The organism is Pantoea sp. JZ2 (genome assembly GCF_035191405.1).
GTDB classification, from domain to species: domain Bacteria; phylum Pseudomonadota; class Gammaproteobacteria; order Enterobacterales; family Enterobacteriaceae; genus Pantoea; species Pantoea stewartii.
Window position 1 is genome coordinate 3217161 of sequence record NZ_CP045247.1, and the last position, 17833, is coordinate 3234993.

Genomic DNA, 17833 nt, shown 5'->3' on the forward strand with positions numbered 1-17833 from the left:
AACGTCCATCTGACATCATGTCGGATGGGGTTGTTTCACATGCCCTGCACCGGATCCGTGGCACAGGGTTAATACATTCGTTTAAGCCGGAAGATTACACACCAAGCGTTTTGCGGGCATAATTTAACGCGTTATCAATAACCTGCTCGATGGACATCTGGGTTGAATCCAACACCAAAGCATCAGCGGCAGGGACTAACGGTGCGATAGCGCGGTTGCGATCGCGGTCGTCGCGTTCTTTTATCTCGGCTAAAAGGCGATCAAAGTTAACATTAAAGCCATTCTCCTGCAACTGTAGCATACGTCGCTGAGCACGTTCTTCCGGGCTGGCATCAAGGAAAATCTTTACAGGCGCATCGGGGAAAACGACGGTGCCCATATCCCGCCCGTCTGCAATCAAACCGGGTTCCTCGCGAAACGCGCGTTGACGACGTAACAGCGCTTCCCGAACGCGAGGAAAAGCCGCGACGCGTGAGGCGGTATTACTGACTTCCTGGGTACGAATTTCGCTGGTGACGTCTTCCCCTTCCAGGATGACCTGCATTTCGCCATGATGAGAAAGGAAACGCACATCCAGATGGGCGGCGATAGGCACTAACGCCTCTTCAGACTCAATATCGACCTGATGATGTAATGCGGCTAAGGCCAGTACACGATAAATTGCGCCGGAATCCAGTAAATGCCACTGTAATGCTTCCGCCATCGCCTTGCACAGGGTGCCCTTTCCCGCGCCACTTGGCCCATCAATTGTTATGACCGGGGCAGTTGCTGTCATCATTCCCTCCTGTTGCTGCGCGCATTTTGGCCGGTTGGCCGTCACAAATGTCGGGCATTATACGCTGCCCGGTGACGCTTAGTTACCTTTTGAGAAGAGGCAATGAGAAATTTAGCCAGGAAAAAGGCCTCTGGCGTGGAAAAGCGTCCTGAAGATGATGAGCCCGATGCACGACATCGGGCGAGGGGATTAGGCGTTTTCGCTAATTTTTTGCAGCTGTTCAAAATAATCAGGGAAGGTTTTTGCCGTACAGCCTGGATCAAGAATGGTAACGGGCGTATCGGACAGCGCAACCAGCGAGAAACACATCGCCATACGGTGATCGTTATACGTGCCGATGTCGGCATGCTTCAACGTCTCAGGCGGCGTGATGCGAATAAAATCGTGCCCTTCTTCCACCTCGGCACCGACTTTACGCAACTCGGTTGCCATAGCCGTCAGACGATCCGTTTCTTTAACTCGCCAGTTATAAATATTGCGCAGTTGCGTCGTACCTTCTGCAAACAATGCCGCAGTGGCAATGGTCATGGCAGCATCAGGAATATGGTTCATATCCATATCAATGGCGCGTAATGTCCCGGCCGTGCAGGCAATATAGTCATCGCCCCACTCAATTGATGCACCCATCTTTTCGAGTACATCCGCGAAGCGAATATCGCCTTGTACGCTGTTGCGACCAATGCCGGTGACACGCACGGTACCGCCTTTGATTGCGGCTGCGGCAAGAAAATAGGAGGCAGAAGACGCATCCCCCTCCACCAGATATTCACCTGGTGACTTGTAGTGCTGTTTACCCTTAATCAGGAAGTGTTGATACTGCTGATTCTCAACCTCGACACCAAAGCAGCGCATCAGGTGCAGAGTAATATCGATGTAAGGTTTGGAAACCAGCTCACCTTTAATGCTGATACGGGTAGGATTTTCAGCTAACGGAGCCATCATCAGAAGCGCGGTCAAAAACTGGCTGGATACGCTGCCATCTACTGTAACGTCGCCGCCAGTAAACCCACCCCGCAGGCGGACTGGGGGATAATCTGTATTTTCGAGATAGTCTATAGTAGCCCCACCTTGCCGTAGTGCATCGACCAGGTGCCCGATAGGGCGTTCTTTCATGCGTGGTTCGCCCGTCAGGACGACATCCTGCACACCCAGGCAAAGCGCTGCCGCAAGCGGCCGCATGGCAGTGCCGGCGTTGCCCAGAAACAGCTCTGTGGGCTGTGATGCATGCAGCGGCCCACCCTTTCCTGTCACCTCGCACACCGTACGATCGCTGGAAAGCGTGAACTCAACACCCAGTGCATCAAGCGCATTAAGCATGTGCTTAACATCGTCGCTGTCCAGCAGATTAGTTAATCGGGTTTTACCTTTCGCCAGTGCAGCAAGCAGAAGCGCACGGTTTGACACGCTTTTGGAACCGGGCAAATTAACCGTACCATTAACGCGAGCGATGGGCTGAAGGGTCAGGGAATCTTGCATGTGAAACGTAATCCTTAAAAAACGATGACTCCGCCAGAGGGCGGAGTCGGGTGTCAGTCATTCCACTGACAGTGAAAGACTTAGCCGTGGCGGCGTTCGAAATCAATCATGAAATCGGTCAGCGCTTTAACGCCTTCCAATGGCATCGCATTGTAGATTGAGGCACGCATGCCGCCCACAACACGGTGACCTTTTAATGCGTGGAGACCTGCCTTAAATGACTCTTCCAGGAAAAGGCTGTCCAGCGAGGCATCAGCCAGTTGGAAAGGAATGTTCATCCGGGAGCGGTTTTGCAGTGCCACATCGTTACGGTAAAAATCGCTGTTATCGATGAGACCATAGAGTAATCCGGCTTTTGCCTGATTAATTTTTTCCATCTCAGCGACACCACCCTTCTGCTTCAGCCACTTAAAGACCAGGCCACTCAGATACCAGGCAAACGTAGGTGGCGTGTTAAACATGGAATCATTTTCAGCCAGAACGGTGTAGTCAAGGATGGAAGGCACGCTTTGATGCGCGTTGCCGAGAAGATCGTCCCGTACGATAACCAGAGTAAGGCCAGCCGGACCAATATTTTTCTGCGCACCTGCGTAAATCACACCATAGCGCTTGATATCAATTGGGCGTGACAGAATCGTGGAGGAAAGATCGGCGACCACAACCTTGTCACCAAAGTCAGGCTCTTCGTCAATAGCCAGACCGTCAATGGTTTCATTTGGGCAAAAATGCAAATAGGCGGCCGTGTCGCTGACATCCCATTCGCGCATCGGCAGGATGGCGCGCTTACCCTCTTGGGTCGTTTTGACATCCAGCGTCCGCGGTGAGCAATATTTTTCCGCTTCTTTAATGGCACTGTGAGCCCAGTAGCCTCCATCTGCATAGTCCGCACTGGTCGCACTGCCGAGTAAATTGCCCGGTACAGCAGCAAACTGCGCACGTGCGCCGCCATGACAGAATAATACTTTGTAATTGGAAGGAATTTTCAGCAGATCGCGGAAGTCCGCTTCAGCCTCTTCTGCCACCTGAATAAATTCTTTACTGCGGTGGCTGATCTCCATTACTGAAGTTCCCAGACCATGCCAGTTTGTCAGTTCTTGTTCTGCACGGCGGAGTACTTCGCTCGGCAGCATCGCTGGCCCAGAGCTAAAATTATAAATTTGCGTCATTTCCCTCACCACTGTCATATCGAACGGTTATGAATAACGATTCGGTTTTATCACTGCCTTCTGGTGGCTGCAATCATAAATCGAACTGTGGTCACATTTTTTCGGCATGACGCACCGAAGGTTATATTACCAATGTAATCCGGCACGAAATATTGTGAGGCGGCTTCCTTTCATGCAATCCCGGCTTTGGCTCAGATGACAAAGCATGAGAAAAACGACGGTAAAATTGCGGCGTCTTGATAGCGAACAGACGGTAAAAAACGTATCATTGCGCGCTTTATGTCTCCCCATTTACAGCATTTACAGAGAGAGCGGCACCATGACGCAAACTTTTATCCCTGGCAAAGATGCCGCCCTGGAAGACTCCATTTCACGCTTCCAGACCAAATTACAGGATCTGGGTTTTAATATTGAAGAAGCCTCCTGGCTGAATCCTGTGCCACACGTCTGGTCTGTCCACATTCGTGATCGCGACTGCCCCCTCTGCTTCACCAATGGTAAGGGCGCCAGCAAAAAAGCCGCTCTGGCCTCGGCGCTGGGGGAATATTTTGAACGCCTGTCCACGAATTACTTTTTTGCTGATTTCTGGCTTGGCAACAGTATCGCCCAAGGGGATTTTGTTCACTATCCCAATGAAAAATGGTTTGCTCTGCCTGAAGACGACAGCCTGCCTGAAGGCATTCTGGATGCGCGCCTGCGCGCCTTTTACGATCCTGAAAACGCCCTCTCCGCTTCAGATTTAATCGATCTCCAGTCGGGTAACAGCGCACGCGGCATCTGCGCCCTGCCCTTTACCCGTCAGTCCGATCAGCAGACCGTTTATATTCCGATGAATATTATCGGTAACCTGTATGTGTCGAACGGCATGTCCGCCGGCAACACGGCCAACGAGGCACGGGTACAGGGGCTGTCAGAAGTTTTCGAGCGCTATATTAAAAATCGTATCATCGCCGAGTCCATCAGCCTGCCTGCCATTCCTGAATCCGTGATGGCGCGTTACCCCGATGTGGTTGAGGCCATCGCCCGTCTGGAAGACGAAGGGTTCCCGATTTTTGCCTATGACGCGTCACTGGGTGGGAAATATCCGGTTATCTGCGTTGTGCTGTTTAATCCTGCCAACGGCACCTGTTTCGCCTCTTTTGGCGCGCACCCTGATTTTGGTGTCGCGCTGGAGCGTACCGTTACCGAACTGCTTCAGGGCCGCAGCCTGAAAGATCTGGATGTGTTCACGCCGCCCACGTTTGATGATGAAGAAGTGGCAGAGCACGCCAACCTGGAAACCCACTTTATCGATTCAAGCGGCCTGATCTCCTGGGATCTGTTTAAAGAAACAGCGGATTATCCCTTCGTTGACTGGAAATTTGATGGCACCACCGAGCAGGAATTCAGTACGCTCATGGCGATTTTCAAAGCCGAAGGTCAGGACGTTTACATCGCTGATTATGAGCACCTCGGTGTGTATGCCTGCCGCATTATTGTGCCCGGTATGTCAGATATTTATCCGGCTGAAGACTTGTTGCTGGCGAATAACAGCATGGGTGCAGGTATTCGTGAAACGCTTCTGGCCCTGCCCGGCAGCAACTGGAATCCGGAAGAGTACCTGGATTTAATTTCTCAGCTGGACGAAGAAGGTTTTGATGACTTCACGCGTGTCCGCGAGTTGCTGGGACTGGCGACAGGCAAAGATAACGGCTGGTACACGCTGCGCATTGGTGAACTCAAAGCCATGCTGGCCCTGGCTGGCGGTGATCTCGATCAGGCGCTGATCTGGACGGAATGGACAATGGAATTTAATGGCTCCGTATTCAGCCCGGAGCGTGCAAATTATTACCGCTGTCTGCAAACTCTGCTGCTGCTGGCGATGGAAGATGAGCGGAATCCGCTTGAGTATCACGCAGCCTTTGTGCGTATGTATGGTGCTGACGCTGTCGACGCCGCCTCGGCGGCAATCAGCGGTGAGGCGGCCTTCAATGGCCTCCAGCCGGTAGACAGCGATCTTAAGGCTTTCCCTGCTCATCAGGCTTTGCTTGCTGCCTATGAAAAGCTGCAAAAGGCGAAACGTCTTTACTGGAAAAACGCCTAATCTTTCGCGGCTCTGTTTCAGGATAAAGCGATAATAATCTCACAGGCACCTTATTTAATGGGTGCCTTTCTTTTTTGAGAATAAGTATTTAAGGGATGTATTGTTCAGCGTTTTTATCATCATTATTTAAAGCAACATAACAGATGCATTTCGTTAACTCTGCAGAGATCGTCCAAACGGCACACCGCCATCTATTAAACAAAAAATGCATAATTTAAAATATTTTTAATCATTATATTTCAATAAATTAACCGCAAAAATCCCGTCTTTCAGTGAAACACGCTCCGTCCTTGCATGGCTGATCATGATCCAAATCAACTTCTGTAACTGTTGCCTTTGTTATCATTTTTTCAGACAACTTTTGGAGTGAGTTAGTGTGAAAGCTGACAATCCTTTTAATCTGTTATTACCCGCCGCGATGGCGAAAGTGGCTGAAGATGCTGGCGTTTATAAAGCCACTAAACATCCCCTCACCACGACCTTTCTGGCCTTTACTGCGGGCATGTTCATCTCGATTGCTTTCGTGTTTTACATCACGGCTACCACGGGCAGCGGTGCTGTGCCTTATGGCCTGGCAAAACTGATCGGCGGCATCTGTTTTTCACTGGGACTCATACTGGTCGTGGTATGCGGTGCCGATCTTTTCACATCTACCGTCCTCATTGTGGTCGCCAAAGCCAGTGGACGCATCACCTGGGGGCAACTGGCACGAAACTGGATAACCGTTTATATCGGTAACCTGGCTGGCGCGTTATTTTTCGTCACGCTCATGTGGTTCTCCGGTGAACAGATGGTGGCAAACGGCGCGTGGGGATTAAACGTCCTGCAAACAGCCGACCATAAAATGCATCATACTTTTATCGAAGCCGTTTGCCTCGGCACATTGGCCAATTTGATGGTCTGCCTGGCGGTCTGGATGAGCTATTCAGGACGGACATTGACCGATAAAAGCCTGATTATGATTTTGCCGGTGGCCATGTTTGTCGCCTGTGGTTTTGAACACAGTATCGCCAATATGTTTTTGATTCCTTTCGCGATCGTGATACGCGACTTTTCCGGGCCTGAGTTTTGGCAGGCCGCAGGGGCCACAGCAGCACAGTTCCCGGCCCTCACCGTTAAAAACTTTATTTTCGACAATCTGATTCCGGTCACGCTCGGTAACATCATTGGCGGCGGCCTGCTAGTCGGATTGACCTACTGGGTAATTTACTTACGCGGTGGTAAAGAAACGCACTAATCCTGTCTCAACGGCATATCGCAGCCTGGTACGCCCGAGAGCAAAAGTCTCCTTAAATAAGGCAGGTATATTATGACCGAACGTAATGCAAAACTCGCTTCAGCCTGGCAGGGATTTACTGAAGGCGAATGGCAGAACAGCGTCAACGTACGCGACTTTATTCAGAAAAACTATACGCCTTATGAAGGCGACGAGTCCTTTCTGGCCGGTGCCACCGAGGCCACCACAACACTGTGGGAGAGCGTGCTGGAAGGCATCAAAATTGAAAACCGCACCCATGCACCAGTCGATTTTGATACCGATCTTGCCTCAACCATCACTTCCCACGATGCCGGTTACATCAATAAATCACTGGAAAAAATTGTTGGCCTGCAAACCGAAGCCCCGTTGAAACGCGCCATTATTCCTTTTGGCGGTATCAAAATGGTTGAAGGCTCATGCAAGGTCTATGGTCGTGAACTCGACGCGTCTCTGAAAAAGATTTTCACGGAATACCGCAAAACGCATAACCAGGGTGTTTTTGATGTTTATACACCTGACATTTTACGCTGCCGTAAATCTGGCGTATTGACCGGCCTGCCTGATGCTTATGGTCGTGGACGCATCATTGGTGATTATCGTCGTGTTGCCCTATACGGCATTGATTATCTGATGGCGGATAAGTTTGCTCAGTTCACCTCACTGCAAAACGATCTTGAAAACGGCGTAAACCTGGAAGCCACGATTCGCCTGCGGGAAGAAATTGCTGATCAGCATCGTGCGCTTGAACAAATTAAAGCGATGGCAGCCAAATACGGTCATGATATTTCTGGCCCGGCCACCAACGCGGCTGAAGCCGTTCAGTGGACCTATTATGGCTATCTGGCTGCAGTTAAATCACAGAACGGCGCGGCCATGTCTTTTGGCCGGGTGTCGACTTTCCTCGATATCTACATCGAACGCGACCTCCAGGCAGGTAAACTGAACGAAGAGCAGGCACAGGAACTGATTGACCATCTGGTCATGAAACTGCGCATGGTCCGCTTCCTGCGTACACCGGAATACGATGAGCTCTTTTCTGGCGACCCTATCTGGGCCACCGAATCGCTGGCAGGGATGGGCGTTGATGGTCGCACGCTGGTCAGTAAAACCACGTTCCGTTTCCTGAACACGCTTTACACCATGGGCCCCTCCCCTGAACCAAACATGACCATTCTGTGGTCTGAAAAACTGCCCGTTAACTTCAAAAAATATGCGGCTAAAGTTTCAATCGACACCTCGTCACTGCAGTATGAAAATGACGACCTGATGCGTCCTGACTTTAACAACGATGATTACGCCATTGCCTGCTGTGTCAGCCCTATGATCGTCGGCAAGCAAATGCAGTTCTTTGGTGCCCGCGCCAACCTGGCAAAAACCTTGCTGTACGCGATCAACGGCGGCATGGACGAAAAACTGAAAATGCAGGTGGGGCCGAAAGAAGCCAAAATCATGGATGAAGTGCTCGATTTCGACGTCGTGATGGCCCGTCTGGATCACTTCATGGACTGGCTGGCAAAACAGTATGTCACCGCACTGAACATCATCCACTTCATGCATGATAAATACAGCTATGAAGCGTCACTCATGGCGCTGCACGATCGTGATGTTTACCGCACCATGGCCTGCGGTATCGCCGGACTGTCTGTGGCTGCGGATTCACTCTCAGCCATTAAATATGCCAAAGTGAAACCCGTGCGTGATGAAGATGGCCTGGCAATTGATTTCGACATCGAAGGCGACTATCCCCAGTTCGGTAACAACGATCCGCGCGTGGACGACCTGGCATGCGACCTGGTTGAACGGTTTATGAAGAAAATTCAGAAACTGGAAACGTATCGCAACGCGGTGCCAACGCAGTCCGTTCTGACCATTACCTCTAACGTCGTTTATGGCAAGAAAACCGGTAATACGCCAGACGGCCGCCGTGCAGGCGCCCCCTTTGGCCCTGGCGCTAACCCCATGCACGGTCGCGACCAGAAAGGAGCGGTAGCATCGCTGACCTCGGTAGCGAAATTACCCTTTGCGTACGCTAAAGACGGTATCTCTTATACTTTCTCCATCGTGCCTAATGCGCTTGGCAAAGATGATAATGTACGTAAAACCAATCTGGCAGGACTAATGGATGGTTACTTCCATCATGAGGCCAGTATTGAAGGCGGCCAGCACCTGAATGTTAACGTGATGAACCGGGAAATGTTGATGGACGCGATGGATAACCCTGAGAAATATCCTCAGTTAACCATCCGCGTTTCGGGCTATGCCGTTCGCTTTAACTCGCTCACTAAAGAGCAGCAGCAGGACGTGATTACCCGTACCTTTACCCAGTCACTCTAGTTCGCCCTTGAGGCTCCTTCATGGAGCCTCTTCTTTCGAGTCAGGTTTGGTCGCTGTCTGTATGACGGATAACCACCAAAATTGATTTCCCGTTCAGAGCGCACCGGAGAGTGCGCCACCTGCTTCGCAGGCTCATCAGGAGAATACATCGCAATGTCTGCCATTGGTCGCATCCACTCATTTGAATCATGCGGAACCGTAGACGGTCCCGGCATCCGTTTTATCACCTTTTTTCAGGGCTGCCTGATGCGCTGCCTGTACTGCCACAACCGTGATACATGGGACACGCATTGCGGCAAAGAAATTACCGTCGACGCGCTCATGGCGGACGTTCTGTCTTATCGCCATTTCATGAATGCGTCCGGTGGCGGGGTGACGGCTTCAGGCGGCGAAGCCATTTTGCAGGCGGAGTTTGTGCGTGACTGGTTTCGCGCGTGCCAAGCTGAGGGCATTCATACCTGCCTTGACACCAACGGCTTTGTCCGCCGCTACGATCCCGTTATTGATGAATTACTGGATGCAACAGATTTGGTAATGCTTGACCTCAAGCAGATGAACGATGACATCCACCAGATTCTTGTCGGTGTGTCGAATCATCGCACACTCGATTTTGCGCGCTATCTTCAGAAGAAAGGAAAACGGACGTGGATTCGTTTCGTCGTCGTGCCCGGCTATTCTGATGATGATGACAGTGTCCATCGCTTAGGTGAATTTACGCAGGACATGGCAAATGTGGAGAAGATTGAGCTTCTGCCTTATCACGAGCTGGGTAAGCATAAATGGATTGCGATGGGTGAAGAGTACAAGCTCGACGGTGTAAAACCGCCCAGTAAAGCGACCATGGAACGGGTCAAGCATATTCTTGCCAGCTACGGACATGACGTGATGTATTGACAGGCCACGTCACCGCAGTCAGTAAACGATAACCGTCTGACAGTCAGCGCAGCCAGACGGCGAAGGTTAAGTGTCACCGCCTGGTTATCGTTATGATCAGGCATGTGCCACTGGCGTGGCATGATGATCGGCCTTACGCAGTAACATGACTAAGTAAACCAGCGCTACCGCCGCGATCATAACGAACAGCAGACGGTCGGAATAACTTTGCATCAGCATGGCCGTCATGCTTGGTCCGGCCAGGCTGCCCACGGTGTAGCTCAGTAACAGCGCCTGGTTCATTGCCACCAGTTCATGGTGCGCCACGGTTTCGCAGGCCCATGACATGGCGACCGGATAAAGCGTAAAACCTGCCAGCCCCAGCACAAACAGGGCGGGGGCCATCGCGGCATTTGTCAGCATCGCAATCGCGCCGAGGATCACCACAAATACCTGCACTCGCAGTACCATCATGCGGCCAAAGCGGTCAGCAAGCCGACCAATCGGCCACTGCCCGACAATGCCGGCACTCACCAGCAAGGCCATCCAGTAACCCACGTTGGCATCACTCATACCCTGATGAGAAAGATAGAGCGGCATTAAGCCGTACAGCGATCCCAGAACAATGCCAGAAATAATACAGCCGTTAATGCCGAGACGAGAACTGCGACGACGCAGCATAGGTAAAATTCGTCCGCCTGGCGTAGCTTCTACGGTATCGCTGTTGGCGGAAACCTGTGTGAAGATTAACGGTAAGATGGCGCTGATGACCGTGGCGGTTACCCAGGGAATCACACTCAGTAATTCGGTAGACAGTTTGCTCACCAGCAGTTGTCCGGCAACCGTACCCAGGTAATAGACGATCATATAGGCAGCGAGCAACTGCCCACGGTTACGTACTGTTCCACTGCATAACAATGCGCTTTCCACCACGACCCAGACTAACGCGCAGCCGATACCGGCCGTGAAGCGCAGCAATGTCCATGCCCAGAATCCTTCCAGCGCCAGCATGCACAGTGTCGACAGCGCAAAAAGGCCGGTCGCCAGATAATAGCTTCGGTTAAAACCGTATCGCTTGATCAGCCAGCCAGCCACTAAAGTGCCCAGCAGGTTACCGGTGTAATACGACGAACTCACCACGCCTACCTGCCATGTTGCCAGCGCATCATGCGTCAGCCAAAGGGGCACTAACGTATTCAGTACCGCAATGGAAACTGTCACTAATAACAGGCCGCAGAGCAGCAATATCACAGGACGTGACCAGGTCGACATAGGGGATAAAAACCAAAAGAAATGAAGGAAATTGCGCGCAGTTTGCCATCGCGCGTTGTAAAGTCAACGGGAGGAATGAGGGTGCAGCACATTTTGCTGCGTGACCATTTAAATTATTTATCTTCAGTAAGTTAGCCATCTGTCAGGCATCAGATAACTTTGCGCTATCTCTATGATAATCTGGATTTTTACGCTTTCTGCCCGCGTCGTCATCGATAATGTTTATTTGTGATAAATTTTAAACGTGTTGAGGATGCCTCGCGGTAAAGATAAAAAAACCCAGCCTGAGCTGGGTTATTTTACACAGGGTGAACGCTTAGCCAATAAATTCCAGGCCGTTCATATAAGGACGTAATACCTCTGGCACGGCGATGCGGCCGTCCTGCTGCTGGTAATTTTCCAGCACGGCAACCAGCGTACGTCCTACGGCCAGGCCCGAGCCATTCAGGGTATGCACCAGACGCGGTTTTTTATCCTGCTTATTGCGGGTGCGCGCCTGCATACGGCGAGCCTGGAAATCCCCCATGTTTGAGCAAGAAGAGATTTCACGGTAGGTATTTTGCGCCGGTAACCATACTTCTAAATCGTAGGTTTTTGTCGCACCAAAGCCCATATCACCGCTGCACAGCAAGACCTTGCGATACGGCAGGTTCAGCAGTTGCAACACTTTTTCAGCATGGCCAACCAGCTCTTCCAGCGCATCCATAGAGGTTTCAGGCGCGACGATTTGCACCATTTCAACTTTGTCGAACTGGTGCATACGGATGAGCCCACGCGTATCACGGCCATAGGAGCCTGCTTCAGAGCGGAAGCAGGGTGTATGTGCCGTAAGCTTCAGCGGCAGGCTCTCTTCTTCAACAATTTCATCCCGCACAAGGTTAGTCAGCGGCACTTCAGCGGTCGGAATGAGCGCGTAATGGCTGCTTTCGGATTCTTCTTCCAGCGGGCGGGTATGGAACAGATCTTCACCAAACTTAGGTAACTGGCCTGTACCGTATAAGGTCGCATGGTTGACCAGGTAAGGGACGTAAGTTTCCAGATAACCATGTTGTTCCGTGTGCAGGTCAATCATGAACTGGCTGAGCGCACGGTGCAGGCGAGCAACCTGGCCTTGCATAACCACGAAGCGTGAGCCGGTGAGTTTCACTGCCGCAGCAAAGTCCAGCCCTTTAGCCGCTTCACCCAGCTCAACGTGATCTTTCACCTCAAAATCAAACTGGCGGGGTTCACCCCAGCGACTGATTTCCAGGTTTTCCGTGTCGTCTTTCCCCAGCGGCACTTCATCCGCAGGAAGATTCGGCAGCGCCAGGCTGAAATCGCGGATCTGATTTTGCAGCGCGTCCAGTTCTGCTTTAGCCGCATCCAGGCGTTCGCCCAGGCTGTTCACTTCCTGACGCAGTGGCTCGATGTCTTCCCCACGTGCTTTGGCCTGACCGATGGATTTGGAGCGGGAGTTGCGCTCAGCCTGCAGGTTTTCCGTTTCAACCTGCAAGACTTTGCGACGCTCTTCGAGCGAACGCAGCATTTCCACATCCAGTTTAAATCCTCGGCGTGCCAGTTTTTCTGCGACTGCGTCTGGCTCATTACGCAGCAGATTGGGATCGAGCATGCTTATCCTGTGTATTTATGAGTTAAAAGAAGGGGACGCACTCCCGCTGGAATGCATTGAAAACATTGACCACATTACCGCAACGTCTGTTTCAGCGGTAGCGTTTTGTCGGGCTATTTTGATCGAGTTCAGCCAGCCAGGCCAGCTTTTCGCCAATTTTGCCTTCAAGACCGCGTTGAGTGGGATGATAGTAACGCGTTTGCGCCATTTCGGGTGGGAAATAGACTTCACCCGCAGCATAGGCATTGGCTTCGTCATGCGCATAGCGATAGCTTTCGCCCAACCCCATCTCTTTCATCAGCTTCGTGGGGGCATTGCGCAAATGATCGGGAACATCAAAATCTGGATGGTCGCGTGCATCACGCATCGCCGCCTTAAACGCGTTATAGACGGCGTTACTTTTTGGCGCACAGGCGAGATAGACAATGGCCTGCGCAATCGCGCGCTCCCCTTCTGCCGGGCCAACGCGGGTGAAACAGTCCCAGGCCGCGATAGCCACCTGCATGCCTCGTGGATCGGCATTGCCGACGTCTTCAGACGCAATGGCCAGTAGCCGACGCGCGACATACAGCGGATCGCCACCGGCGGTAATAATACGGGCGTACCAGTACAGGGCGGCATCCGGCGCCGATCCCCGGACGGATTTATGCAAGGCAGAAATCAGGTCATAAAAGCGATCGCCTTTATTATCGAACCGGGCAGACCGTTCCCCCGCCACTTCGGTCAGCAACTGGGGCGTCAGCTCGCGTTTGCCTGTGCCGTTGGTTTCGGCCATATCGGCCATCATTTCCAGCGTATTCAGGGCACGACGTGCATCGCCGTTGACCAGTTCCGCAATCATACGCCGCGTATTGTCAGGTAACAGGATATCGCTGTTGCCATAACCCCGACTGGCATCCTGCATCGCCTGGTCAAGCACCTGCTCAATATCTTCTGTGGTCAGGGATTTAAGTAAATAGACACGAGCACGTGACAGCAGTGCGGAGTTCAGCTCAAAGCTGGGATTTTCTGTCGTGGCACCGATAAACGTGATAGTGCCGTCTTCAATATGGGGAAGAAACGCATCCTGCTGACTTTTGTTGAAGCGATGGACTTCATCTACAAACAGGATAGTGCGGCGGCCCGCCTGCTTGCTCAGCCTTGCGCGTTCAATGGCTTCACGAATCTCTTTGACACCAGAGGTGACCGCAGAAATACGCTCAACGTCCGCATTGCCATAGTGAGCGATAATCTCGGCCAGCGTTGTTTTTCCTGTCCCTGGCGGTCCCCAGAGAATCATGGAGTGCAGGTGCCCCGCTTCGATCGCGCGCGGCAACGGTTTACCCGCAGCCAGCAGGTGCTGCTGTCCAATGTATTGCTTCAGGGTTGCTGGCCGCATACGCGCGGCCAGCGGTTTAAAATCTTCACTGGAAAAATCCAGGGACAGGTTACCCACTACCACCTCACTGACGTTGGTCATCCACCGTGACGCCTTTTGGCGGGGTGAATGTGAATTTATCCGGGCTAATCGGGCCGTTTTTCTGGCTCTTTAGCTGGTAGTTACTGCGCTGCCCATCCTGCTCGACGGCGCTAAACTGATTAATGGTGCCATCTGGCGTCACATCAATCGTGAACTGCTTGAGGTTGCCATCGCTTTTCTTCGGCGTCAGTTCAAATTTGTCACCCTGCTGTTTTACGTTGTATTGCTGCCAGTCACTGGCCTGGTTACGGGCAATCAACATAAACGGTGTATTGCTGGTCGCATTCTTTAACAGGCTGACCGTAGCTTGTTCAACAAACGGGTTATAGAACCATAACGATTTCCCGTCAGAAATAATGATGCTCTCGTCGGGTGCGGTCATATGCCAGTTGAACAGGCTGGGGCGCTTAACCCAGAGCTCGCCTTCACCCTCCTGCACGTTGGCACCGCTTCCATCGGTCACCTTTTGAGTAAAGCTGGCGTGGAAGCTGTTAACTTTATTAAGGCGCTGTTGCAGGTCGCTCGACGCATCGGCGAGAACGTTGGCTGACCCCAAAGCGGCCAGCAGGCCTAAGGCGATTACGCGTAATTTCATCTGCTTAAATCCTTATTAAATCGTTTCCCGTTGATCACGTGACTAAGCCTGGTCGCTGTCCTGCGTTTAATACAGGAGAAAAAACCGAAACACTAATCAACTATGGGGGTTAACCGCTAAAAAACAATGAGCCAGTGGAAACTGGCTCATTGTTTTGTGTTTCAAAGCTTATCGTTCAGGCTTTACATATCATGGGGTGGTGGAGAGAGCACTTCACGGTTACCGTTGTGGCCCGGTGACGAGACGATGCCCTGTGCTTCCATCTGTTCAATGATGCGCGCAGCACGGTTATAACCGATACGGAACTGACGCTGTACGCCCGAAATCGAGGCGCGTCGCTTATCCACCACAAAGGCAACAGCCTGATCGAACAACGGATCGAGTTCTTCATCGCTGTCAATGCCGCCCCCGCCTTCACTTTCTTCGCCCGCCGTAATGCTTTCAATATATTGCGGACGCCCGCGCGCTTTCCAGTCCTGCACGACAGCATGTACTTCCTGATCGCGCACAAAGGCACCGTGAACACGCACCGGCATTGATGAGTTGGGCGGCATGTAAAGCATATCGCCCATCCCCAGTAACGATTCTGCACCGCCCTGATCAAGGATGGTTCGCGAGTCAATTTTACTTGAGACAGTAAACGCGATACGGGTAGGTATGTTGGCTTTGATGAGGCCGGTAATGACGTCAACTGACGGACGCTGGGTTGCCAGAACAAGGTGGATTCCAGCCGCGCGCGCTTTCTGTGCAAGACGTGCAATCAGTTCTTCCACTTTCTTACCGACAGCCATCATCAGATCGGCGAACTCATCCACCATCACCACGATGTAAGGCAGTTTTTCCAGCACTGGCGGCGTCATATCCATGCTGTCGCCTGGCTTCCAGAACGGATCGGGAATCGGCCGCCCCATTGCATCCGCCTGCGCCACTTTTTCGTTGTAGCCGGCCAGATTACGTACACCCAGCGCCGACATCAGCTTATAGCGACGCTCCATCTCACCGACACTCCAGCGCAGCGCGTTCGCCGCATCTTTCATATCGGTCACGACTTCGGTAAGCAGATGCGGAATGCCTTCGTAAACGGAAAGCTCGAGCATCTTGGGGTCAATCATAATAAAGCGCACATCTTCCGGCGTGGCTTTATACAGCATGCTGAGGATCATCGCATTCACGCCGACGGACTTACCGGAACCGGTTGTACCGGCTACCAGTAAGTGTGGCATTTTAGCCAGATCGGCAACGACCGGCTGGCCGGCAATATCTTTACCCAGCACCACAGACAGCGGCGAGGGGTTGTCACGGAATTTTGGACAATCCAGCACTTCACGCAGGTAAACGGTCTGGCGATGTCGGTTGGGTAATTCCAGTCCAACATAGGGTTTGCCAGGGATCACTTCAACCACACGCACTGCCGTAGTCGACAGGGAGCGGGCCAAATCGCGTGACAGGTTAGAGATACGCGCCGCTTTCACGCCCGGCGCGAGATCCAGTTCAAAACGGGTAATCACAGGTCCTGGCGAAATGCCCACCACCTCGGCCTTGACGCGGTAGTCACCCAGACGCGCTTCAACCAGTCTTGCTGTCTGCTCAAGGGCGGACATATCAACCGGTTCTTCCTCTTCCGGCGGCGCGGTCAGGAGATCGAGTGACGGTAAGGGTGTAGAAGGTTTTTCCAGTGGCTGCTCGTGACGCATCAGGAAGGGGTGAATCAGGCTGTCATGCACGGATGGCTTCGCCTCCGTGACCGGCTCCGGCTGCTGCGCAGGCGCGGCAAAGTGATCGGCCGCAAAGGTCTGGGCTGATTCTACACGCTGAGCCGCGGGCTGTTCTGGTGCCGCCTGAACGTGCTGCCAGGGCTCATGTTGTGGCGCGACCTCGCTGACGTCCGGCGATGCTGCAATGGTGAACAGCGGCTCGACAGGGCCATCGTCGACCAGGTCCTTCATTGGGGAGAAATCGAAGGCCGCTGACGTATCCAGATTGAAAACGGGTGCATTGTCTTCAGGCACCGTTTCATAGCGCTGTTGCTGTTGCTGTGCGAACTGACGCGCCAGCGAGGCCTGCTGCAATGCCAGCTCATCGTCCTCGTGCGCGTCGTCCTGCTGCCAGCTTTCGCCATAGCGTTGCTGCTGCTCTGACTGGAACGCCTGACGCAACTCTGCCTGTTGCAGCGCATCCTGCTCCTCTGCTGACCAGTCAGTGAGTGACGCATCTTCTTTCGTAGGTTGTGATGACGGCAGTTCAGCACGTTTGGCTTTTTCTTCCGCCATACGCTGTGAAGGCAGTTTAATGCCGTACGAGGCCAGCTCACGTCGGGTAGGCAGTTTAACCGGATTAGGCCGCGGCAGCGCCGGACCAATCCCCTGTTTCACCTGTGGATTCGACACCGTTTCAGGGACAGGCTCAAACAGCGGTGAGGATGCTGACGATGCTGCGGTTGCCGCAGCACCGGCGACAGCAGCGCTGTTCAGCGAGGCTGCTGACGTGGCTTCACGCCAGTTACCCATTTTGGGTTCGTCATCCTCATAAGCGGTAAAGTGCGGGGCAGCCGCCGGTGCATCGTCCGGTAACTCAAAGCGGTAGCGCGGCGGTTCAGTGAGAGGCTTCTCCTGTGGCATCGGCTCGCGCGGTGCAGTGTGCGTCACCGGGGAAGGATGAGGCGATGCCGCAACAGGCGAAACAGGTTCAGGCGTCGCTGCAACCTGTTCAGGCTCAGGTGAAGCTGATGGCGCACTGACAGGCGTTGCCGCCATTGTTGCGGCAGCAGGCTGCGCAGGTGCTGTGGCAGTAGCCTGAGCGCTTGCCGTCGGTGTCGTGGTCGCAGATACTTCGGCTGTGGCCGCAACAGCGGCGCGGGTGGCGGTGGCGGCCCTGGCTAACAGTGGATCATGCGCATCCAGATCGGGCTGCGCCTTACGCGGCGCGGTTAGCAA

Annotated in this window: 11 protein-coding genes and 1 pseudogene; 4 read left to right on the plus strand and 8 right to left on the minus strand. The window is 52.8% G+C overall.

Annotated elements, in window-relative coordinates:
• Positions 1-94: 94 nt before the first annotated feature.
• The 3 genes from cmk to serC all read right to left on the minus strand — a co-directional run bounded on the left by cmk (position 95) and on the right by serC (position 3417).
• Positions 95-775 (minus strand): (d)CMP kinase, encoded by a 681-nt coding sequence (gene cmk / locus GC087_RS15480; RefSeq protein WP_006118623.1) that lies wholly within the window; start codon positions 773-775, stop codon positions 95-97.
• A gap of 189 nt (positions 776-964) precedes the next feature.
• A complete protein-coding gene (gene aroA, locus GC087_RS15485; RefSeq protein ID WP_324028674.1) occupies positions 965-2251 on the minus strand; it encodes a 3-phosphoshikimate 1-carboxyvinyltransferase in 1287 nt (428 codons plus the stop codon).
• Between the two features lie 80 nt (positions 2252-2331).
• The gene (gene serC / locus GC087_RS15490) at positions 2332-3417 is read right to left on the minus strand and encodes a 3-phosphoserine/phosphohydroxythreonine transaminase (protein WP_006118621.1); all 1086 of its coding nucleotides are present in this window, start codon (positions 3415-3417) and stop codon (positions 2332-2334) included.
• Between the two features lie 319 nt (positions 3418-3736).
• Between serC and ycaO the strand changes: the two genes are divergently transcribed.
• The 4 genes from ycaO to pflA all read left to right on the plus strand — a co-directional run bounded on the left by ycaO (position 3737) and on the right by pflA (position 9986).
• Positions 3737-5500, plus strand: a complete 1764-nt coding sequence (gene ycaO / locus GC087_RS15495) for a 30S ribosomal protein S12 methylthiotransferase accessory factor YcaO (RefSeq protein ID WP_324028675.1) — start codon at positions 3737-3739, stop codon at positions 5498-5500.
• A gap of 376 nt (positions 5501-5876) precedes the next feature.
• Entirely contained in the window at positions 5877-6737 is an 861-nt protein-coding gene (focA, locus tag GC087_RS15500) for a formate transporter FocA (RefSeq protein WP_033737642.1), read from the plus strand.
• 72 nt (positions 6738-6809) lie between these two features.
• The gene (pflB, locus tag GC087_RS15505) at positions 6810-9092 is read left to right on the plus strand and encodes a formate C-acetyltransferase (RefSeq protein WP_006118617.1); all 2283 of its coding nucleotides are present in this window, start codon (positions 6810-6812) and stop codon (positions 9090-9092) included.
• 153 nt (positions 9093-9245) lie between these two features.
• Positions 9246-9986: a pyruvate formate lyase 1-activating protein gene (gene pflA / locus GC087_RS15510; protein WP_324028676.1), complete on the plus strand. Its 741-nt coding sequence runs from the start codon at positions 9246-9248 to the stop codon at positions 9984-9986.
• A 96-nt stretch (positions 9987-10082) separates the two neighbouring features.
• On the opposite strand, the gene GC087_RS15515 is transcribed toward pflA, so the two are convergent.
• The 5 genes and pseudogenes from GC087_RS15515 to GC087_RS15535 all read right to left on the minus strand — a co-directional run.
• Complete coding sequence (locus tag GC087_RS15515) at positions 10083-11237, minus strand: MFS transporter (protein ID WP_324028677.1); 1155 nt, start codon at positions 11235-11237, stop codon at positions 10083-10085.
• Positions 11238-11553: 316 nt separating this feature from the next.
• Positions 11554-12846, minus strand: a complete 1293-nt coding sequence (gene serS / locus GC087_RS15520) for a serine--tRNA ligase (RefSeq protein WP_058701029.1) — start codon at positions 12844-12846, stop codon at positions 11554-11556.
• Between the two features lie 91 nt (positions 12847-12937).
• Positions 12938-14281, minus strand: a complete 1344-nt coding sequence (locus tag GC087_RS15525) for a replication-associated recombination protein A (protein WP_006118613.1) — start codon at positions 14279-14281, stop codon at positions 12938-12940.
• Positions 14282-14288: 7 nt separating this feature from the next.
• Positions 14289-14900: an outer membrane lipoprotein periplasmic chaperone LolA gene (lolA, locus tag GC087_RS15530; RefSeq protein ID WP_006118612.1), complete on the minus strand. Its 612-nt coding sequence runs from the start codon at positions 14898-14900 to the stop codon at positions 14289-14291.
• A 182-nt stretch (positions 14901-15082) separates the two neighbouring features.
• Positions 15083-17497 (minus strand): annotated as a pseudogene (locus GC087_RS15535) (DNA translocase FtsK); the annotation flags it as partial.
• Positions 17498-17833: the final 336 nt, after the last annotated feature.